This is a genomic window from Xanthomonas sp. NCPPB 901, assembly GCF_056725085.1.
This window is the reverse complement of sequence record NZ_CM161511.1, coordinates 4,537,427-4,557,492: the sequence shown is the minus strand read 5'-3', so window position 1 is coordinate 4,557,492 and position 20,066 is coordinate 4,537,427. Positions and strand designations below refer to the sequence as shown.

Annotated in this window: 18 protein-coding genes; 6 read left to right on the top strand and 12 right to left on the bottom strand. The window is 71.3% G+C overall.

From position 1 onward, the window contains the following. Positions 1 to 12: 12 nt before the first annotated feature. The 4 genes from fis to prmA all read right to left on the bottom strand — a co-directional run bounded on the left by fis (position 13) and on the right by prmA (position 2,861). The gene (gene fis / locus AC1PME_RS19355) at positions 13 to 285 is read right to left on the bottom strand and encodes a DNA-binding transcriptional regulator Fis (RefSeq protein ID WP_010343856.1); all 273 of its coding nucleotides are present in this window, start codon (positions 283 to 285) and stop codon (positions 13 to 15) included. 115 nt (positions 286 to 400) lie between these two features. Then, positions 401 to 1,249, bottom strand: coding sequence for a DUF3426 domain-containing protein (locus AC1PME_RS19350; protein WP_481096745.1), 849 nt, complete (start codon positions 1,247 to 1,249; stop codon positions 401 to 403). 125 nt (positions 1,250 to 1,374) lie between these two features. After that, positions 1,375 to 1,755 (bottom strand): helix-turn-helix transcriptional regulator, encoded by a 381-nt coding sequence (locus AC1PME_RS19345; RefSeq protein ID WP_254459436.1) that lies wholly within the window; start codon positions 1,753 to 1,755, stop codon positions 1,375 to 1,377. A 185-nt stretch (positions 1,756 to 1,940) separates the two neighbouring features. Further along, a complete protein-coding gene (gene prmA, locus AC1PME_RS19340; protein ID WP_481096744.1) occupies positions 1,941 to 2,861 on the bottom strand; it encodes a 50S ribosomal protein L11 methyltransferase in 921 nt (306 codons plus the stop codon). Between the two features lie 582 nt (positions 2,862 to 3,443). On the opposite strand from prmA, the gene AC1PME_RS19335 reads away from it, so the two are divergent. Together AC1PME_RS19335 and AC1PME_RS19330 are read left to right on the top strand one after the other, a co-directional pair. Beyond that, positions 3,444 to 4,382, top strand: a complete 939-nt coding sequence (locus AC1PME_RS19335) for a hypothetical protein (RefSeq protein ID WP_481096743.1) — start codon at positions 3,444 to 3,446, stop codon at positions 4,380 to 4,382. Further along, complete coding sequence (locus tag AC1PME_RS19330; RefSeq protein WP_254459433.1) at positions 4,379 to 4,735, top strand: hypothetical protein; 357 nt, start codon at positions 4,379 to 4,381, stop codon at positions 4,733 to 4,735. The genes AC1PME_RS19335 and AC1PME_RS19330 overlap by 4 nt, the downstream gene beginning before the upstream one ends. A gap of 222 nt (positions 4,736 to 4,957) precedes the next feature. Here AC1PME_RS19330 and accC read toward each other — a convergent pair whose 3' ends face one another. The 4 genes from accC to aroQ form a co-directional block, all read right to left on the bottom strand. Next, a complete protein-coding gene (accC, locus tag AC1PME_RS19325) occupies positions 4,958 to 6,325 on the bottom strand; it encodes an acetyl-CoA carboxylase biotin carboxylase subunit (RefSeq protein WP_017911501.1) in 1,368 nt (455 codons plus the stop codon). A 54-nt stretch (positions 6,326 to 6,379) separates the two neighbouring features. Then, positions 6,380 to 6,757: a four helix bundle protein gene (locus AC1PME_RS19320; RefSeq protein WP_295917639.1), complete on the bottom strand. Its 378-nt coding sequence runs from the start codon at positions 6,755 to 6,757 to the stop codon at positions 6,380 to 6,382. A gap of 17 nt (positions 6,758 to 6,774) precedes the next feature. Then, the gene (gene accB / locus AC1PME_RS19315; protein ID WP_254459431.1) at positions 6,775 to 7,257 is read right to left on the bottom strand and encodes an acetyl-CoA carboxylase biotin carboxyl carrier protein; all 483 of its coding nucleotides are present in this window, start codon (positions 7,255 to 7,257) and stop codon (positions 6,775 to 6,777) included. Between the two features lie 86 nt (positions 7,258 to 7,343). Beyond that, positions 7,344 to 7,790, bottom strand: a complete 447-nt coding sequence (gene aroQ / locus AC1PME_RS19310) for a type II 3-dehydroquinate dehydratase (protein WP_307546913.1) — start codon at positions 7,788 to 7,790, stop codon at positions 7,344 to 7,346. Positions 7,791 to 8,108: 318 nt separating this feature from the next. Between aroQ and AC1PME_RS19305 the strand changes: the two genes are divergently transcribed. Further along, positions 8,109 to 10,067, top strand: a complete 1,959-nt coding sequence (locus AC1PME_RS19305; RefSeq protein ID WP_481096742.1) for a glycoside hydrolase family 84 protein — start codon at positions 8,109 to 8,111, stop codon at positions 10,065 to 10,067. Between the two features lie 580 nt (positions 10,068 to 10,647). After that, complete coding sequence (locus AC1PME_RS19300; protein ID WP_481096741.1) at positions 10,648 to 12,045, top strand: FAD/NAD(P)-binding protein; 1,398 nt, start codon at positions 10,648 to 10,650, stop codon at positions 12,043 to 12,045. 205 nt (positions 12,046 to 12,250) lie between these two features. On the opposite strand, the gene AC1PME_RS19295 is transcribed toward AC1PME_RS19300, so the two are convergent. The 4 genes from AC1PME_RS19295 to AC1PME_RS19280 form a co-directional block, all read right to left on the bottom strand. Then, positions 12,251 to 12,841, bottom strand: a complete 591-nt coding sequence (locus tag AC1PME_RS19295) for a TlpA family protein disulfide reductase (RefSeq protein WP_307546907.1) — start codon at positions 12,839 to 12,841, stop codon at positions 12,251 to 12,253. Further along, on the bottom strand, positions 12,838 to 15,141 hold the full coding sequence (locus tag AC1PME_RS19290) for a protein-disulfide reductase DsbD family protein (protein ID WP_307546905.1): 2,304 nt from the start codon (positions 15,139 to 15,141) through the stop codon (positions 12,838 to 12,840). Before AC1PME_RS19290 ends, AC1PME_RS19295 begins: the two co-directional genes overlap by 4 nt. Before the next feature lie 4 nt (positions 15,142 to 15,145). Further along, complete coding sequence (gene cutA, locus AC1PME_RS19285) at positions 15,146 to 15,478, bottom strand: divalent-cation tolerance protein CutA (RefSeq protein WP_481096740.1); 333 nt, start codon at positions 15,476 to 15,478, stop codon at positions 15,146 to 15,148. A 149-nt stretch (positions 15,479 to 15,627) separates the two neighbouring features. Then, positions 15,628 to 17,400, bottom strand: coding sequence for an endonuclease (locus tag AC1PME_RS19280; protein WP_481096739.1), 1,773 nt, complete (start codon positions 17,398 to 17,400; stop codon positions 15,628 to 15,630). Between the two features lie 280 nt (positions 17,401 to 17,680). On the opposite strand from AC1PME_RS19280, the gene AC1PME_RS19275 reads away from it, so the two are divergent. Further along, a complete protein-coding gene (locus tag AC1PME_RS19275; protein ID WP_010340979.1) occupies positions 17,681 to 17,968 on the top strand; it encodes a co-chaperone GroES in 288 nt (95 codons plus the stop codon). 146 nt (positions 17,969 to 18,114) lie between these two features. Continuing rightward, positions 18,115 to 19,761: a chaperonin GroEL gene (gene groL / locus AC1PME_RS19270; protein WP_010340980.1), complete on the top strand. Its 1,647-nt coding sequence runs from the start codon at positions 18,115 to 18,117 to the stop codon at positions 19,759 to 19,761. Positions 19,762 to 20,066 lie beyond the last annotated feature (305 nt).

Genomic DNA, 20,066 nt, shown 5'->3' with positions numbered 1-20,066 from the left:
CATCCCGGCCTCTCAGGCCAGCCCGTATTCCTTGAGCTTCTTGCGCAGGGTGGCGCGGTGGATGCCCAGCAGCGCGGCGGCGCGGCTCTGGTTGCCCTCGCAATGGTTCAGCACTTCCACGAACAACGGGATCTCCATCTCGCGCAGCACGATCTCGTACACGTCGTCGGCATCGCAGCCGTCGAGGTCGCGCAGGTAGCGGCGGACCGATTGCGCCACGTGTTCGCGCAGTGGCGGCTTCGGCGCGCCGCGACTGGAGTCAGGACGAGTGGTGGCGGCGTTCAAGTTCGAGGGGTCCCGGATGACAGCGGCGCTGGACGGCAGAAGGGCCGGCGCGGGGGGACGAGTCTAGCGCGTGGCCTGCGCCACTGCCATGGCGCCGTGCCCGAACGTAGCGTTCTCAATGGAAGTCGAAACTGAATGCCGCGGTCTCGGCGGCCGGTTCGCGCACCTGGAACGCGATCTGTGCACTCTGTCCCGGCGCCAGCGTGGCGCTGTCCGGACGCGCGCGGCCCAGATACTCCTGCGGGCGCAGCACGCGGCTGCCGATGGTGCGGCCGTCGGCATCGGCCAGGGACAGTTGCAGCAGCGGCCAGGCCTGCGCCCAGCGCGCGTCGTTGCGGAAGGTCGCCTGTACCTGCAGGGTGCCGGCCTGGCCGGGCAGCGGCCGCACCTCGCGGCTGAGCATGGTGAAGGCCGCCGGCTCGCGCCAGGCCGGCACGCGGCAGCCCAGGACCTGGCAGACCCCGGCCACCCACGGCCGCCAGCGCGGGTCGGCGCCCAGGCGCTGGCGATCGGCGATCAGGATCTGCAGCGCCAGCAGCACGCCCAGCCCGACCAGCGCGATCCACTGCCAGGGTGCGGCGCGCAGCACCGGGCGGCGTCCGCGCGGGCCGTGCAGGAAGCTCGGTGTCGCGGGAGACGCGGCGGTGGCGACTGCGACGGCGGCCGGGGCCGGCGCCGGTGTGGCGTCCGCTTCCGAAGCGGGCGGCGGCGGCGGCTCGTCCAGGTCGTCGGGCGCGCGCGCGGCGCGCTGCGCCGCGGCGTCGTCCCTGGCCGCCAGCGGACCCGCGTTCGCAGGCGCCGGTGAGATGGCCGCTGCGGCGGGGATCTCGGGCAGCGGCGGCGCGCTTGCGGATGCGTCGGCCTCCTCGGCCGGCTGCGCCGCAGCGTCGCCCTGCGTGGCGGGCGCGTCGGGCTGGCGCAGCAAGGTGGCGAGGCTGGGACGGGGCGGGGTGCGATCGGGCATGCGCGCGGGCGACGACGGCGAGAGCCGTATTCAAGCATGCGCCGACTGGATCTGCAGCGCGCCGCCGGTTGACCCTGGCCGTTGCCAGGACCCGGCGCGTCGCGGAGCACGGCGCGCGCGGGCGCTCAACGCTGCGGCTTGCGGGTGTCGAGCAGGTCGAGCAGGCCGGCGCGCTGGCGCGGGCTCAGGCTTTCGAAGCGTTCCAGCAGGCGCAGTTGCTGGTCGGTGAACTGGTAGTGGTTGGGCAGTTCGCCGATGGCGGCGGCGTCCACCGCGATCGGTTCGCCGAACACGCGCTCGCCGCGGCCGGTGGCCAGGTATTCGAAGCTCAGCCCGCTGCGGCGGGCCAGGGCGATCAGGTGCTCCACTGCCGGCGCGGTGCCTTCGGCCATTTCCCACTGCGCCACCGCGCTGCGGGTCACGCCCAGGTCCAGCGCCAGGGCCTCCTGGGTCAGGCCGGTGAGCTTGCGCGCTTCGCGCACCCGTTCGTACAGCTTGCTGTTCACGCGCACCTCCGCAAGGGAGGCGAGATATAGCCGCGCCGGCCGCTACGGGTGGTTCGCTGCGCTGTCCATCGGCGAAATGTTAGCGATACTGTCTATGTGGCGCTGGCCCTGCCTGCCCCGGCGCGGGCCGCGCGCTGGCCTGGACCGCCGCGCGCCGGCGACGCCGGCCGCGGCCGCGCTCCGCTTCAGTCGCGGCGCACGCCGTCGATGCGCATCCAGTCGCCGTCCTGCTCGGTGCGCAGTTGGGTGAACCACGGCGCGTAGCGCTGCAGCAGTTCCTGTTCCTGCCCGTGCAGGATGCCGGACAGGGCGATGCGCCCGCCCGGCGCCACGCGCGCGGCCAGGGTCGGCGCCAGCGCGTCCAGCGCCGAGGCGAGGATGTTGGCCACCACCACCGGATAGGTGGCGGCCGGTTCGTCGGCGGGCAGGTACACCGCCAGGCGTTCGCCGACCGCGTTGCGTTCGGCGTTGTCGTGGCTGGCCAGCAGCGCCTGCGGGTCGTTGTCCACGCCCACCGCGGCGGCGGCGCCCAGCTTCAGCGCGGCCAGCGCCAGGATCCCCGAGCCGCAGCCGAAATCGAGCACGCGCGCCTGGGCCAGGGCGCCGTCGGCGGCCAGCGCGTCCAACCAGCGCAGGCACAGCGCGGTGGTCGGGTGGGTGCCGGAGCCGAACGCCAGGCCCGGGTCCAGGCGCACCACCGCGGCGTCGGCGCCGCTGGCGTCTTCGGGCAGGTCGTGGTTCCACGGCACGATGAAGGTGCGCGCGCCGAAGCGCATCGGCTGGAACTGGTCCAGCCAGGCCCGTTCCCAGTCCTGGTCGTCGACCTTGCGGAAGGTGACCTGGGTCCAGTCCAGCCCGGGGTCGAACGCCTCCAGCGCGGCCAGCAGCACCAGCGCGTCCTGTTCCTCGGGGAACAGCGCGCTGAGCACGAGCGTGCCCCACAGCGGGGTCTCGCCCACGCCCGGTTCCAGGATCGCGCGTTCGTTGCTGGTGTCGGCGTCGGCATCGAGCAGGGTCACCGCCAGCGCGCCGACGTCCTCCAGCGCGGTCTCGTAGCGGGGCTGGGTGGCGTCGGTGCAGCGCAGGGTCAGTTCGAGGAACGGCATCGGTCGGTGGGGCAACGAGGGAAGCGCGCATCTTAGACGGGCGGCGGACTTCGCGCTGGAGACCGCTTGGCCGGCGCGCCCGAGGCAGGGCGCGCGCCAGGGCTGGCGGCGACCGAACCGTGACTTGCCGGCGGCGTTCGGCATGCGACCCCACGATGGTTGTGGGCGGCGTCGCGCCGCTGTGGGTCGTTTGCCGGGGGAGAGCCGGCCAGGCGTGCGGCCGTCGTCGTGTCCGGCCGTATCGCTATGCGGGTGGCGCCGGCGCGGCGGCAGGACCGCCGCGGACCGCAGCCTTGGGCAAGGTGCGGCCGAACTAACCCGAGGCCGGGATGCGGCCGGCCGAAAGGGCGGGCACCACCGCCAGGCGCTGCCCGTTCGGGAAGGCGGGGCGAACCGGGCGGCGCGACGGCCATCGCGCCGTGCCGTTCGTCCGTCTCGCCGGTCCGCGCGCCCGCGCACCGGTGCCGCGCGGAGGCAGTTGGCGCATACCGCGGCCGTGGGCTGGGGTAGACTGCCGGCTCGCAGCGGCCGGGCGACAGGGGGTCCGGCTGCGCCTTTGCCCGTTGTCCGGCTCTTTCGCGCATGCCCGTCGTGTCCCGTCCAACCTGGCTGTTGCTGGCGCCCGCCGCGCTGTTGCTGGGCGTGGTCGCCTATCGGGCGCTATCGCTGCCGGCCGCGCCGGCGGCGTCTGCGCCGGCGGCCCCGATGGTGGTCGGCGCCGCGCCTGCGTCCGCCGCGCCGGCGACTGCGACTGCGCCGGTGGTGGCGTCGATGCCGGCGCCTGCGCGCCTGCGCGGGGAGGCCGACGGCGAACGGGGGGCCGACCTCTACCGCGCCGCGCAGCAGCTGTCGATCGCCGCCGCGCATGGCGACCCCGAGGCCTCCTGGCGGCTCAGCCGCATCTACGACTACTGCGCCGGCTATGCGATGGACCCGGTCGGCTACGGCGCCGACACCCGCGCGATCGCCGATGCACGCCTGCCGACCTCGGCGCAGATGGTGCAGGCGCGCGCCCGCGTCGGCCGCCGCTGCGCCGGGTTCGTGCCCGGCGACGGCCTCACCCGCCAGGCCATCGTCGCCCAGCGCGTGCAGGCCGCACGCGGCGGCAACCTGGCCGCCGAAGCGGCGCTGCTGGCGCTGGGCCAGCCGCTGCACGCCGGCGCCGAGTACAAGCGCGACCTGGTCGCGCGGGTGCGCGCCTCCGGCGATCCGGATGCCTATGTGGCGCTGGCGCCGGCGATGGGCCTGGCCGCCAGCGGCGACGACGGCCTGGACGGTCGCGTGGCCGGCACCCAGTTTTCCGAATTGGCCTGGCAGTTGGCCGCCTGCAGGCTGGGATTGGATTGCGGCCCGGATAGCGAGTTGATGACCCGCTATTGCGCCAACGGCGGGATCTGCTCGCGCGATCCCACCCAGGATTTCAGCAGTTTTGTTTACGACGCCGCGGTGCCGCGGCAAGGCACGGACACGATGAACGACATGGTCAATCGACTGTTGGACAGCAAGGGAGCAGGCTCATGAATTACCGGCGATGGCTGCATGGCGCCAAATTCTGGTTCTGGGTCCTGGCCTTCGTCGCCTACTCGGCGGCGGCGGCGGGCCTGTTGCTGATCGACACCGCCGAACAGCGCTACCGCGGCCTGTCCAAGGTCGAACTGACCACCGCGCACGCCGCGCCGGACCTGCGCCGCGCCGGCGCCGCACAGGTGGCGGCGATCTACCGCGCCAACAGCGGCATGCCGTTCTCCACCCTGGCCCCCGGCAGCACCTTCCAGATCGTCTGGCCGGACGGCTCCACCGAGACGGTGATGATCGTCAGCCCGACCTCGAGCCTGGGCGCGGAGCCGGTGGCGGGGACGCAGCAGGAGAAATAGCCGGGAATGGGGAGTGGGGAATCGGGAATCGCGACAGCGGTTCCCGGTTCCTCCTTGCTCTAGGCGACTCAGGCACGCCGACTTGCCGTGCGCCAGGTCTGTAGTACGGGCGTCAGCCAGCGGTCGCTGAGGTGCTGCATCCCCGTGGTCGTGGGCCTTCGTCATCGGACATCGGGAACCGGCACTGCCGATTCCCGATTCCCGTTTCTCCATTCCCCCCTTTCAAACCAACGCAATCGACTTGTTCTTGCGCTCGGCCAGGCGCTTTTCCAGGTAGTGGATGTTCTGGCCGCCGGCCTGGAAGCCCTTGTCGCGCATGATCCGCTGCTGCAGCGGGATGTTGGTCTTGATGCCATCCACCACCATTTCGCTCAGCGCCACGCGCATGCGCGCGATCGCGGTCTCGCGGTCGGGGCCGTGCACGATCAGCTTGCCGATCATCGAGTCGTAGTTCGGCGGTACCTTGTAGCCGCTGTAGATGTGCGTATCCACGCGCACGCCGGGGCCGCCGGGCGGGTGGAAGCCGGTGATCAGGCCCGGGTTGGGCATGAAGGTTTCCGGATCCTCGGCGTTGATGCGGCACTCGATCGCATGGCCGCGCAGGACGATGTCCTTCTGCTTGATGCTGAGCTTGTGCCCGGCGGCGATGCGCAGCTGCTCGCAGACCAGGTCGATGCCGGTGATGCGCTCGGTGACCGGGTGCTCGACCTGGATGCGCGTGTTCATTTCGATGAAGTAGAAGCGCCCGTTCTCGAACAGGAACTCGAAGGTGCCGGCGCCGCGGTAGCCGATGCGGATGCACGCGTCCACGCAGACCTTGCCGATCTCGTTGCGCAGTTCCTCGGTGATGCCCGGCGCCGGCGCTTCCTCCACCACCTTCTGGTGGCGGCGCTGCATCGAACAGTCGCGCTCGCCCAGGTGGATGGCGCCGCCCTGGCCGTCGGCCAGCACCTGGATCTCCACGTGGCGCGGGTTCTCCAGGAACTTCTCCATGTACACCTGGTCGTTGCTGAAGGCGGCCTTGGCCTCGGACTTGGTGGTCTCGATCGCGGCCTTCAGCGCGGCCTCCGAATGCACCACGCGCATGCCGCGGCCGCCGCCGCCGCCGGCGGCCTTGATGATCACCGGGTAGCCGATCTCGCGGGCGATCTTGGTGTTGGCGACGATGTCCTCGCCCAGCGGGCCGCCCGAGCCGGGCACGCACGGCACGCCGGCGGCCTTCATCGCGCGGATCGCCTCGACCTTGTCGCCCATCAGGCGGATGGTGTCGGCCTTGGGCCCGATGAAGATGAAGCCGGACTGCTCCACGCGCTCGGCGAAGTCGGCGTTCTCCGACAGGAAGCCGTAGCCGGGATGGATGGCCTGGGCGTCGGTGACCTCGGCCGCGGCGATCAGCGCCGGGATGTTGAGGTAGCTCTCCGACGAGGGCGCCGGGCCGATGCACACCGACTCGTCGGCCATGGCCACGTGCTTGAGGTTGCGGTCCACGGTGGAATGCACCGCGACCGTGCGGATGCCGAGCGTATGGCACGCGCGCAGGATGCGCAGCGCGATTTCGCCGCGATTGGCGATGACGACTTTATCGAGCATGGGAAGGCCGGGAATTGGGAATGGAGAATCGGGAATGGAGGACGGCGTGCATCGTCAATCTCCGCGCTTGCTCAGGACATTCATCAATGCGGTCAGTTTGGCGAAGATCGTATCGATCAATCCGTCGAGTGCCGCGATGTCGGGGGTGTAGTCGAGCCGGCGCGCGATCTGCAGATGCGTGCTTGCCTCGGACAGCGAGCCACGTGCGATCGACAGGAAGCGCAGGTATTCGGGAGTGGAGCGGCGTGCCGCGCCTTCGGCGATGTTGGCGGGGATGCTGACCGCTGCGCGGCGCAGCTGCGCCGTCAGCCCGAAACGTTCCGTCGCCGGAAACGTCTCGGAGAGGCGGTAGATCATTTCCACCAGATCCATGGAGTCGCGCCAGACGTCGAGCCGCTCGTGCGGCCGCTTTGACGATTCCCCATTCTCCACTCCCGATTCCCGGCGTCTCAGCCAATCACAAACAACGGCTGGTCAAACTCCACCGGCTGGCCGCTTTCGCCCAGGATCGCGACGATGGTGCCGGAGACGTCGGCTTCGATCGGGTTGAACATCTTCATCGCCTCGATGATCGCCAGGGTCTCGCCGGCCTTGACCGCCTGGCCGACGCTGACGAAGGCGGGCTTGTCCGGCGCCGGCGAGGTGTAGAAGGTGCCGACCATCGGTGCGCGCAGCACGTGGCCCTCGGGCAGGGCGTTGCCGGGCTTGGCGCTGCCGCCGGTGGAGGCTTCGGTGGGCGAGTTCATCGGCATCGGCGCGGCCGCCGCCGGCGCGGCCACCGGGGCGGCGGCCACGTACTGCGGCGCGCTGCCGGTCATGCCCTTGGGGGTGCGCGCCAGGCGCACGCTTTCCTCGCCTTCCTTGATCTCGATCTCGGCGAGATTCGATTCTTCCAGCAGGTCGATCAGTTTCTTGATTTTGCGGAGATCCATAACGGCCTCTTGAGGTGACTCGGAAAAAGACCGGGCGCGCGGCCCGGGGACTCAGACGGGGGTGTGCGGCACCGGTCGGGCGCGGCTCATGCGGCAGTTCCCAGCCGGGTCAGCGCCGCGTCCATCGCATAGCGGTAGCTGTCGGCGCCGAAACCGCAGACCACGCCGACCGCGTGGTCGCTGAAATAGCTGTGGTGGCGGAACGGCTCGCGGCTGTGCGGGTTGGACAGGTGGATCTCGATGAACGGGATCGCCACCGCCGCCAGCGCGTCGCGCAGCGCCACCGAGGTATGGGTGAAGGCCGCCGGGTTGATCAGGATGAAGGCGGTGCCGTCGGCGCGCGCGGCCTGCACCCGGTCGACCAGCACGTGCTCGGCGTTGGACTGCAGGCTCTCCAGCTGGTGGCCGGCGGCACTGGCCTGGGCCTGCAGCGCCGCGTCGATCTGCGCCAGGGTGGCATGGCCGTACACGCCCGGCTCGCGGGTGCCGAGCAGGTTGAGGTTGGGGCCATGCAGCAGCAGCAGTCGCGCCATCGGGAACAAAACAGCCGAAAGGGCGGCAGTCTGCGCGAAGCCGGCATTGCTGTCCAGTTCGGCGAAGTTGCGGGTGTTTTAAACAAATGTTTGATTTTGTCGCCGGGCTGCGGGGCGTCATGCGGCGCGCGGCGGGCCTCGGCCGCAGGGAGGACGCAGCGCCCGCGGCCTACGGTGATGGCCCATCGTGCGCGGGCCAGGCAAGTCTCGCTGCCGCATGGGTCGGGACGATTGCAGTGCCGGCGCCCGCGCGGCGCCGCCGCCATAAGTGGTATATACCATTTGGAAATCACTGAAATACCAATCGGGAGTGGGCGCATGCGAACCGACCATGGTGGCCGTTCCGGCCTTGGCCGCTACATCCTGGCGCTGGCGCTGCTGGCCGGCTCGATCGCCGCGCCCGCGCTGGCGGCGGCGCCGGCCACGCTGCCGGCGGTGTACCCGGCGCCGACCGCGCTGCGCCTGCTCGGGCCGGAACTGCCGCTCGGGCCGTCGGTGGTGCTGGTGCAGGCCGGCACGCCCGATCCGGCCACCGACGCGCTGGTGCGCGCGGTGTTGCGCGAGGCCGGGGTCTCCCGCATCCGCCGCGCCAGCGCGCTGCCGCGCGACCCGCAGGCGGTGGCGGTGGTGCTGGGCACCGTCGACGCCGCGCCGGTGCGCGATGCGCTGGCCGTCGTCGACCTGGACGTGCCCGAGCGCGCGGAAGGCTATGCGCTGGGCAGTGTGGCGCGCGGCCGCGGCGCGCTGATCGTGCTGGCCGGTCGCGACGGCGACGGCCTGTACCACGCGGCGCAGACCTTCCGGCAACTGGTCGCGCACGGGCGCATCGCCTCGGTGGCGGTGACCGACGCGCCGGCGATGCCGGTGCGCGGCACGATCGAGGGTTTCTACGGCAAACCCTGGAGCATGGCCGAGCGCGCCGCGCACCTGGCGTTCCTGGCGCGCTTCAAGGCCAACACCTTCATCTACAGCCCCAAGGACGACGCGTTTGCGCGCGATCGCTGGCGCGCGCCGTATCCGGCCGCCACGCTGGCGGCGCTGGGCAAGCTGGCCGCGGTCGCCAATCGCGAGCACATCAACTTCGTCTATGCGCTCTCGCCGGGGCCGTCGATCTGCTACAGCGACCCGGCCGACCTGCAGGCGATCCGGCGCAAGTTCGCCGCGCTGCGCGCACGCGGCGTGCGCAGCTTCTACATCGCCTTCGACGACATCGAATACACCAAGTGGAACTGCCCCGGCGACGCCACCGCGTTCGGCCCCGCCGGCGAGCAGGCCGCGGCCACCGCGCAGGCGCGGTTGCTCAACGCGGTGCAGGCGGACATCGCCGCGGCCGGCCACGGCGCGCTGATCATGGTGCCGACCGAGTACTACAACGTCACCGAGTCGCCGTACAAGGCGACGCTGCGACAGGCGCTGGATCCGCGCGTGGTGGTGCAGTGGACCGGCACCGACGTGGTCCCGGCGTCGATCTCGGTGAGCGACGCGAAGAACGCGACCAAGGCGTTCGGGCGCAAGACGCTGCTGTGGGACAATTATCCGGTCAACGACTTCGCCGAAACCGCTGGGCGCCTGCTGCTGGCGCCGTACGACCGCCGCCAGGCCGGGCTGTCGGCGGAGCTGAGCGGCATCGTCGCCAACCCGATGAACCAGGAAGTGGCCAGCCGGCCGGCGGTGGCCGGGGTGCTGGCCTTCGCCTGGAACGACCGCGGCTACGACGCGCAGCGCACTTGGCGTGCGGCCGCGCGCGACCTGGCCGGCGGCGACGCGCCGGTGGCCGACGCGCTGCTCACCTTCTTCGACACCCAGCACCTGGCGCCGACTTTCGGCCATCTGCCCTGGCAGCCGCAGGCGCCGCGGCTCAAGGCGCTGATCGACGCCGCCCGCGACGCGCTGGCCGACGGCGATCCGGCGGCCCGCACCGCGGCGCTGGCCGCGCTGGGCCGCGCGGCCGACGCCTTGGCGGAGGCGCCGCAGCGCATCCGTGCCGGCGCTGCCACCGGCGCGTTCGTGGCCGAGGCCGCGCCCTGGCTGGACGCGACCGCGCTGTGGGGCCGCGCGTTGCGCCTGAGCGTGGACGGGTTGAACCAGGCGCTGGCCGGCGATCCGGCGGCCGAGCAGGCCTTCGCCACCGCCGGGCAACTCGCCGCGCAGGCCGCGGCGATCCCCTCCATTCCTGGCGCCACCCGCTTCGGCGGCCCGGTCAAGGTCGCCGACGGCGTGCTCGACACCTTCGTTGCCGATGCGCCTGGCCTGGTGCAGCGTCCGCCGGCGCGCTAGCGGGGGGGCGTGACGGTGCGGATCGGCGCGAGTTGCAGGCGCAGCGCCGCAGGCAGGTCGTAGCGGCCATCGCGCAGCGGCACCGCGGCTAGCGCGGCGTGATCCGGTGCCGGCGGCAGCCATGCCGGCGCACGCAGGGACCGGGGCGGCGCGCTGGCGCGATCCTTCGTGCCGAGGTCTACGTGCTGCCTGGAAGATGCCGGGGTTGCGACAGCATGTCGCGGAGCGCTCGCGACGCGCCGGATGCGAGCGCAAGGCGGCTGCCTGACCGCAGCGGTGCTGGTGCGGACGTGCAGAACACGAACCGCATCCGCCGCAGTGCGCGCGGCCAGGCCGCAACCGACAGGTGCGGATGCTGTGCTACCCGCCCGCATGCCGGCCCAACGCGGCGGCGCTGGTCACGCACCGGCGCCTTCCGGCTTGCCCTGCGGATCGGCGCTCGCGCGGACACGCTCATGCGCATCGCCCATGTGCTGATGTCCGATCGCCATGCCGCCGAGCGCACGCATTAACCGGCGGTTTACACCTTCGGCCCGCATCCCGGGCACAAAGAACGCCCGACCGGCCACGAGGGCGAGCCATGCGAATTGCGATCATCGGCGCAGGATTCTGCGGCACCGTGCTGGCCGCGACGCTGGCCAGACAGGGCGCCGTCCGCCACATCACCCTGGTCGGCGTGGCCGACACCTACGGCCGCGGCATCGCCTACGGCGCGGCGCGGCCGGAACACCTGTTGAACGTGCGTGCCAAGGATCTGGGCGTGGACCCGCAGGCGCCGGGCGGCTTCGCCGACGCCCTGCAGCTGGACGCCGAGCAACGCCTGCGGTTCCTGCCGCGGCTGCTGTACGGCCGCTATCTGCAGCAGCACCTGGACGACGCGCTGGCGGCGTCGGCGGTGGAGGTGGCGCGGGTGAGCGAGGAGGCGGTGGCGGTGGAGCGCGATCCCGACGGCTTCCGTCTGTTCCTGGCCAACGGCGAGGCGGTGGTCGCCGACGTGGTGGTGCTGGCGATCGGCGCGCTGCCGCCGGCGGCGCTGCCGGGCATCGGCCCGCGCCTGGCGGTGCATCGGCGCTACATCGGCTGGCCGTGGCAGGACGGCGTGCTCGACGAGGTGCCGCCGCAGGCGCGGCTGTTGCTGGTCGGCACCGGCCTGACCATGGCCGATGTGGCCTTGACCCTGCGCCGGCGCGGCCACCGCGGCCCGATCACCGCCCTGTCGCGGCGCGGCCTGCCGCCGCAGGCGCACCTGGCGGTGCCGGGCGCGCCGGTGACGCTGCCGCCGAGCGTGGCGCAGGCGCTGCGCAACCACGACCTCGCCGGCCTGCTGCGCAGCCTGCGCCAGCTGACCACGGTGGTGGAAGACTGGCGCTGCGTGGTGGACGCCTTGCGCCCGCACCTGCAGCCGTTCTGGCAAGGCCTGGCGCCGGCGGCGCGCGCGCGCTTCCTGCGCCACCTGCGTCCGTACTGGGAGGCGGCGCGGCATCGGCTGGCGCCGGCCGCGGCGACCGCGCTGGCGCAGATGCAGGCGCAGGGTCAGCTGCGCATCCGCGCCGGGCGCCTGCTGCGCGCACGGCTGGGCGAGACCGCGGTGGAAGCGGTGATCCGCGATCGCGCCAGCAGCAGCGCGCGCACCGAGGACTTCGACGTGCTGATCCGCGCCACCGGGCTGGACACCGATGTCGCCCGCACCAGCCACCCGCTGGTCGCCACGATGCGCGACGCCGGCCTGCTGCAGGCCGATCCGCTGGGCCTGGGCCTGCGCGTGGACGAGCGCCTGCGGGTGCGCGACGGCAGCGGCCATCCGGTCGCCGGGTTGTACTGCCTGGGACCGCTGTTGCGCGGCGTGCTGTGGGAATTCACCGCGGTGCCGGAACTGCGCGCCGGCGCGCAGCGCCTGGCGGCGGAACTGGCGACGCTGGGGCAGGCACGGACCGCCGATGACGGTGCGGGCGACGCGCGCCAGCGACAGGCGTTCTAGCGATCGGATCCGGTACGGTGTTGGGGAGCGACGGCGGTCGCGGCGGGGCTTGAGCTGTATTCCGTCGCGACGGCAGGCGAGCTTCCGAGCATCCTGCAAGGCGCGCGCGTAGGAGCGGCGTCAGCCGCGACGGGTGTTCCCGGGAAGGCCCGTCGCGGCTGAAGCCGCTCCTCCAGGACACTGCACGCATCGGGACGCGCACCGGCTACGGCGACGGCTGGGCGCCGCCGCCGGCCCACGTCTCGACTTCGCCCGGCGCGAACGGGCCCAGCTTCTGCTTGACGATGCGGCCATCGGCGTCGATCAGCACGCTGTACGGCAGCAGGCCCTGGGTGTCGCCCAGGCGCACGCTGGCGTCGGCCGGACCCGGGGTCTCCAGGGCGATCGGGTAGCCGATCGGTACCCGCTGCAGGAAGGCGCGCACGTCCTCGGCGCGGTCCAGGGCGATGCCCAGCACCTGCACGCCGCCGTCGGCCTGGGCGCGGGCCAGCCGGTCCAGTTCCGGCATCTCGCGCACGCAGGGCTCGCACCAGCTGGCCCACACGTTGACCAGCAGCGGCCGGCCGCGGAACTGCGCCAGGGTCAGCTGGCCGCCGTCGAGCGTGGGCAGGCGCAGCGCCGGGGCGGGGTCGCCCGGCCGCGCTGTGGCGACCGGCGCCGCGGCGCGGCCGCTGGCCGTGGCCGGCACTGCCGTGGCCATGCCCGGCGCCCGCCGTTCCCACCAGTGCGCCGCCGCCACGCCCAGCACCGCCGCCACCGCGGCGACCGCCAGCAGGCGCGCGGCGCCGGCGTTCACCGCGCCGCGCGCAGCAGGGCGTCCTCGACCACGGCCTGGCTCAGCACCGGCGGCAGCACCGTCGGCGGCGCGCCGGGGCCGTAGACCACGTACAGCGGCACGCCCACCGCCTTGTGCTCGGCGAGGAAGGCGCTGATGCGCGGATCCTCGTTGGTCCAGTCGCCCTTCATGTACACCGCGTCGACCCGCTTGATCGTGTCGCGGAACGCGTCGCTGTCGAACACGTTGCGCTCGTTGGCCTTGCAGGTGACGCACCAGTCGGCGGTCATGTTGACGAACACCACGCGGTTGTCGGTGCGCAGGCGGTCGAGCATCTGCGGCGAATAGGCCACGGTATTGCGCTCGACGCTGGCGCTGGGCGGCGGCAGCCGGGTCACGCCCCAGGCCGGCAGCAGCGCCAGCAGCAGCAACACGCTGGCCAGGCGGGTGCCCAGCGCATGCCCGCGCCAGCGCGCGCGCTCGAACCACCACAGGCCCAGCGCCAGCAAGGTGGCGCCGATCAGCAGCAGCGCCACCGCGTCCACGCCGCGCTGCTTGCCCAGCACCCACAGCAGCCAGATCGCGCTCAGGTACATCGGGAACGCCAGCACCTGCTTGAGCGTCTCCATCCACGCCCCCGGCTTGGGCAGGCGCCTGGCCAGCGACGGCACGAAGCCGATCAGCAGGAACGGCAGCGCCAGGCCCAGGCCCAGGGTCAGGAACACCAGCATCGCCGCCGCCGCCGGCGCGGTGAGCGCATAGCCCAGCGCCGGGCCCATGAACGGGCCGATGCAGGCGCTGGACACCACGCAGGCCAGCACGCCGGTGAAGAAGTCGCCGACCGGGCCGCTGCGCGCCGACAGCGACTGGCCGACGCCGCCCAGGTTGGCGCTGAGGGTGAACACGCCCGACAGGCTCAGCCCGACCACGAACATCAGGTACACCAGCACCGCGACGAAGCCCGGGCGTTGCAGCTGGAAGCCCCACAGCAGGCGCGCGGCCACGGCGATGCCGCCGATCACGGCGAAGGAGGCGAGCACGCCCAGCGTGTACCACAGCGCATGGCTGCGGGCGCGGCCGCGGCTCTCGCCGCTCTGCGCCAGGCCCAGCACTTTCAGCGACAGGATCGGCAACACGCACGGCAGCAGGTTCAGCAGCAACCCGCCGCCCAGCGCCAGCAGCAGGATCCACAGCAGGTTCTGCGTGGCCGGCGGCGGCGCGGCGCTGCGCGCGGCGTTGTGCGCCGAGGCGTCCGGGATCGCCGGCAGGGCGTCGGCGGCCGCGGCGGCGGCCGCGTCGTTGGCGTCGGCCTGGCGGCTGTCCAGCGGGGTCACCAGCAACGGGCTGACCTCGGCCTGGTCGGCCGGGGTGACGGTGCCCTTGGGCAGCGCCAGCTTCACCCGCCGGGTCATCGGCGGATAGCAGATGCCGTCGGTCTGGCAGCCCTGGAAGGTCGCCACCAGGGTCGCGGCGGCGGCATCGGCGCGCTGGCGCTGCAGCGGCACGGTGACTTCGGCCTGGTCGAAGTACACCACCACGTTGCCGAAGTGTTCGTCCTGGTGCGAGCTGCCCTTGGGCCAGCGCGGCATGCCGGTGCGGATGCCGGGCGCGCCTTCCAGCGCCAGCGCGGTGCGGTCGCGATACAGGTAGTAGCCCGGCGCCGGGGTGAAGCGCAGCAGCAGGGTATTGCCGTCGCCGACGATGGCTTCGAACTGGAACGCCTGGTCCGACGGCAGCGGCAGGCCCTGCACCGCGGCGGCACCGGCGCCGGGACCGAACAGCGGCTTGGCGCCGGTGCCCGCGCCCGGGCCGCTGCCCGGCAGCCCGCCCGTCGCGGCCGGCGGCGGCAGCGCCGGATCGGCGGCGGCAGTGGCGGTGGCGGTTGCGGCCGGCAGGGTCACCTCCAGCAGGCGCTTCTGCGGCGGGTAGCACACGCCGGCATCGGCGCAGCCCTGGTAACGCACCTCGAGCTGCACGCGGCTGGTACCGGGATCGGCGACGCCGCTCTGCACCGCGTTCAGTGCGTCGCGGTAGGTCTCCACTTCGCCGAAGTACGGGTCGGTCTTCTTGTGGCCGGCCGGCAACTGCAGGGTCGGGTTGGGCTTGAAGCCGCCGATCACCTTCACCGCGATGCGGTGCCGATACAGGTAATAGCCCTTGGCGATGTCCCAGTGCAGCGCGATGCGGCCGCGTTCGGGCGCCTGCGCGCTGAGCGCGAAGGCCTGGTCCACCGGCAGCAAGTCCTTTTCGCTGATCGCCAGGGCGGGGAAGGCGGCCACGGCCAGCAGGCACAGGGCGGCGAGGCGGTGCAGCAGGGTCATCGGTTTACGGTTCCTCACGGGTTTCGGCATGGACCCACTGCAGGTAGGCCGGCAGGCCGCCGGCGACCTCGAGTTCGACCAGTTCGGGGACTTCATAGGGGTGCAGCGCACACAGTCGCTGCTGCAGGGCAGGCAGGCGGTCGGCGGCGGTCTTGATCAGCAGCAGCACTTCCTCGCCCTGTTCCACCGTGCCTTGCCAGCGATAGGTGGACTGCACGCCGGGCAGGCGGCTGACGCAGGCGGCCAGGCGCTCGTCGACCAAGGCCTGGGCGATCCGCGCGGCGCTGGCCGCATCGGGGCAGGTGCTGAGCAGCAAGCGGAGGGCGGGCGCGGACATGCGGCCGACAGTATAGGGATGCCGGCCCCGCTTTGGCGGCGCCGGCCGTGGCCGCTCGCGGCCAATTCCCAATCCCGGCTTTCAGCAGCCGCAGGCTGGTCATCCCGAATTCCCGCCCGCTGCAAACGCAGCGGGCGGGGCAACACGGCTCAGTTGACCAACTGGCAGCTGGCCGGCTTGGCCGAGGTGAACAGTGACGAGGTCGCCCACTCGGGGTGGTCGATGAACGGGTTGCGGTTGCCCTGGAAGCTGTAGATCACCTCGTTGCGGGCACGCTCGGCGTCGTCCGGCGGATCCTGCTGGCTCCACGCGATCAGGGTCGACAGCAGGCCCATGTAGGCGGGCGAGGACGAGGTCTTGACGATCTTGCTGCGGTCGTCGGTCAGCTCCAGGTCCGGCTCGGACTGCCCGGTCTTGGCATCCACCCCGCCTTCATAACGGATCGCCATGTACATCACCGCACGCGCCATGTCGCCCTTGCGGTGGTCCCACACCTCGAAGGTGCCGCTGTTGCCGTCCGGGGTGCGCACCCAGTTGGAATTGCCCGGGTAGCGGCCGCTGCCGCCGCCGAAGCCGGCGTTGGCCTCGGTGGCGCGCTCGCCGCAGTTGCTGTCGCACTTGGCGTAGGGCTTGTTGCCGCGGTCGGCGTTCCAGGTGGCGTCGGTCAGGTACAGCATGTGGGTGTCGGTGTACGGCGCGTAGGGCAGGCCCTTGTCGCCGGTGGCGGTGCCGAAGCCCAGCGAGTTCGGCCAGCTGTGCTCGCGGTTGTACTTCAGGCCGCTGCCGCTGCCGGCGCGGTCGCTGCCCTTGGCGTAGCTGCGGTTGCGGTAGGCGTCGAGGACGCGCTGGCTGTTGTTCGGATCCTCGTCGGCGATCTCCAGGATGGCCCAGGTGTCGGTGCCGGAGCTGCTGCTGTACGGATAGACGGTGTGGCCCTTGATCGTCTCGTGCAGCGAGCAGCGCAACTGGCTGGGGCTGGAGGTGTTGACGTGCGAGTAGTAGGTGCCGGCGCCGCTGCCGCCGCCCGAGCCGCTGGCCACGTTGAAGGCGACGCTGCGGTCCTGCGCCGGATGCGCGCCGTCGGCATCGCTCACGCGCGCGGCGACGATGCTCAGGGTGCAGCTCTCGCCGGCCTTCAGCGCGGTGTTGGTGGACAGCGTGAACTGGGTGCCGCTGCTGGGGTAGCTCAGCGCCACGCTGCCGGACTGCTGGCAGCTCAGGCCGAACGCGCCGCTGGCCAGGCTCACCGCCTCGCTGAAGGTCACCGCCAGGTCGCCGGCGGCGGGGAAGTCGGTGGCGCCCTGGGTCGGGGTGGTGGCGGTCACCGTCGGCGCGGCGTTGCTGCTGCCGCCGGCGAAGGTCTGGCCGTTGTTGCAGGCGCCGAAGGTATTGGCGGCGCTGGCGGCCCAGCTGAAATCGGCCGCGGCGCTGCCGTTGCCGCGCAGTTGCAGCGAGGTGCCGGCCGCGGTGCTGTTGCTCTCGCTGACCGGCAGGTTCTGGCTGGTCATCCCCGCGGCGGGACCGCCGCTGCCGGTGATGGCGCCCTCGTAGCTGAGGAACTGCACCACCTTGCCGTTGCCGTCGACCAGCGCCAGGCCGTCGTTGGGCCCGTTCTGGATGCCGTTGCTGGCATAGCCGACGGTGGCGATGCGCACCTGTCCGCCGCAGCTGACCAGGTTGCCGGCCGGCACCGCGCTGTTGGCGTAGACGGTGGCCGCGCTCGGGTTGCTGCCGTTGTACAGGTAGACGCGGTAGCCGCTCAGGCTCTCCCCGGCGGTGGCGACGATCTCCACACCTTCGCCGGTGTCGCCGGCGGCGGTGGCATCGTCGTAATGCAATTCGTTGATGAATACGGCGGCCTGGGCCGACCCGGCAAGGGCGAGCAGGCAGGCCAGCGGCAACGCAACGGCGGATGGCTTCATCGACAACTCCTTTTGGTGATGGATCCCCCCCTGGGTCCGCGCCCAGCCTAGCCCGACTCTGTGACACTGTGACGGGATTCGGTCACTGCTTGGAACGCCGCGCACGCCGCCGGCAAAAATTTTTTGCCGCCGGCCCTTGAAAGCGCCCGCCGCGGCACTACATCAGGCGCATCCCGGCCTTACCGGGTTTTTTCGCGAGCGTTGCTGGCAGTCGTCATGGGCGAGTGCTAACATCGCCGGCCTTTCCTAGACCAATCAATCACTTAAGAGGTCTCTCTCAATGAGCATCAAGCCGCTTCACGACCGCGTCGTAGTCAAGCCGATCGAAGCCGACGAAATCTCCGCCGGCGGCATCGTGATCCCGGATTCGGCCAAGGAAAAGTCCACCAAGGGTGAAGTCGTGGCCGTCGGCGCCGGCAAGCCGCTGGACAACGGCAGCGTGCGCGCCCCGGCGCTGAAGGTCGGCGACAAGGTCATCTACGGCCAGTACGCCGGTTCCAGCTACAAGGCCGAAGGCGTCGAGTACAAGGTGCTGCGCGAAGACGACGTTCTGGCGATCGTCGGCTAACAGCGCCGCCGATCGCGGGAATCGGGAATGGTGAATCGGGAATCGGTCAGGCGCCTTCGTCGCCCGCGATTTCCGTCCATCCCGACCGCCCGCTCTTGATCTGCCTATTCCCTGTTCTCCATTCCCTATTCCCGAGGTAACTCAACATGGCTGCCAAAGATATCCGTTTCGGTGAAGACGCCCGTTCGCGCATGGTGCGCGGCGTCAACATCCTCGCCAATGCCGTCAAGGCCACCCTGGGCCCGAAGGGCCGCAACGTCGTGCTCGAGAAGAGCTTCGGCGCCCCGACCATCACCAAGGACGGCGTCTCCGTCGCCAAGGAAATCGAACTGGCCGACAAGTTCGAGAACATGGGCGCGCAGATGGTGAAGGAAGTCGCCTCCAAGACCTCCGACAACGCCGGTGACGGCACCACCACCGCCACCGTGCTGGCGCAGGCGCTGATCCGCGAAGGTTCCAAGGCGGTCGCCGCCGGCATGAACCCGATGGACCTCAAGCGCGGCATCGACAAGGCCGTCGTGGCCGCCGTGGCCGAGCTGAAGAAGATCAGCAAGCCCACCGCCGACGACAAGGCCATCGCCCAGGTCGGCACCATCTCCGCCAACTCCGACGAGTCGATCGGCAACATCATCGCCGACGCGATGAAGAAGGTCGGCAAGGAAGGCGTGATCACGGTCGAGGAAGGCTCGGGCCTGGAGAACGAGCTGGACGTGGTCGAGGGCATGCAGTTCGACCGCGGCTACCTGTCGCCGTACTTCATCAACAACCAGCAGAGCCAGCAGGCCGACCTGGACGACCCGTTCGTGCTGCTGCACGACAAGAAGATCTCCAACGTGCGTGACCTGCTGCCGGTGCTGGAAGGCGTGGCCAAGGCCGGCAAGCCGCTGCTGATCGTCGCCGAGGAAGTGGAAGGCGAGGCGCTGGCGACCCTGGTGGTCAACACCATCCGCGGCATCGTCAAGGTCGTGGCGGTCAAGGCCCCGGGCTTCGGCGACCGTCGCAAGGCGATGCTGGAAGACATGGCCGTGCTGACCGGCGGCACCGTGATCTCCGAGGAAGTGGGCCTGGCGCTGGAGAAGGCGACCATCAAGGACCTGGGCCGCGCCAAGAAGGTGCAGGTCTCCAAGGAGAACACCACCATCATCGACGGCGCCGGCGACACCTCGGCGATCGAGTCGCGCATCAAGCAGATCAAGGCGCAGATCGAAGAGACCTCTTCGGACTACGACCGCGAGAAGCTGCAGGAGCGCGTGGCCAAGCTGGCCGGCGGCGTGGCGGTGATCAAGGTCGGTGCCTCGACCGAGATCGAGATGAAGGAAAAGAAGGCGCGCGTCGAAGACGCCCTGCACGCGACCCGTGCGGCGGTGGAAGAAGGCGTGGTCCCGGGCGGCGGCGTGGCGCTGGTGCGCGCGCTGAGCGCGATCGGCGAGCTGAAGGGCGCCAATGAAGATCAGACCCACGGCATCCAGATCGCGCTGCGCGCGATGGAAGCGCCGCTGCGCGAGATCGTCACCAACGCCGGCGAAGAGCCGTCCGTGATCCTGAACAAGGTCAAGGAAGGCAGCGGCAACTTCGGCTACAACGCCGCCAACGGCGAGTTCGGCGACATGGTCGAGTTCGGCATCCTGGATCCGACCAAGGTGACCCGTTCGGCGCTGCAGAACGCCGCCTCGATCGCCGGCCTGATGATCACCACCGAAGCGATGGTGGCCGAGGCCCCGAAGAAGGAAGAGCCGGCCGCCCCGGGCGGCATGGGTGGCGGCATGGGCGGCATGGGCGGCATGGATTTCTGATCCAGCCGGCCACGGCCGACCTGTTCCACGCAGTCGAAAGGAGCCCCGCAGCGATGCGGGGCTCTTTTTTTGCGTGCGCGCCGGTGGCGACCGCACCGCGTGACGGTCATCGCGGTGGCATGCCGATGCGCTCGTCCGCGCGTTCGCGCGCCTGGGCCAACGCCGCGGCGCATCCGCTTGCCGTGACGCCGCAGAACCTGCTTGGCGAGCGTCTGTGGAGCACTTCGGCAAGGACGAGGGAACCATGTTGCAGGAGCGGCTGCAGCCGCGGTGAAGCGTTACCGGCAATGCCCGTCGCGGCTGAA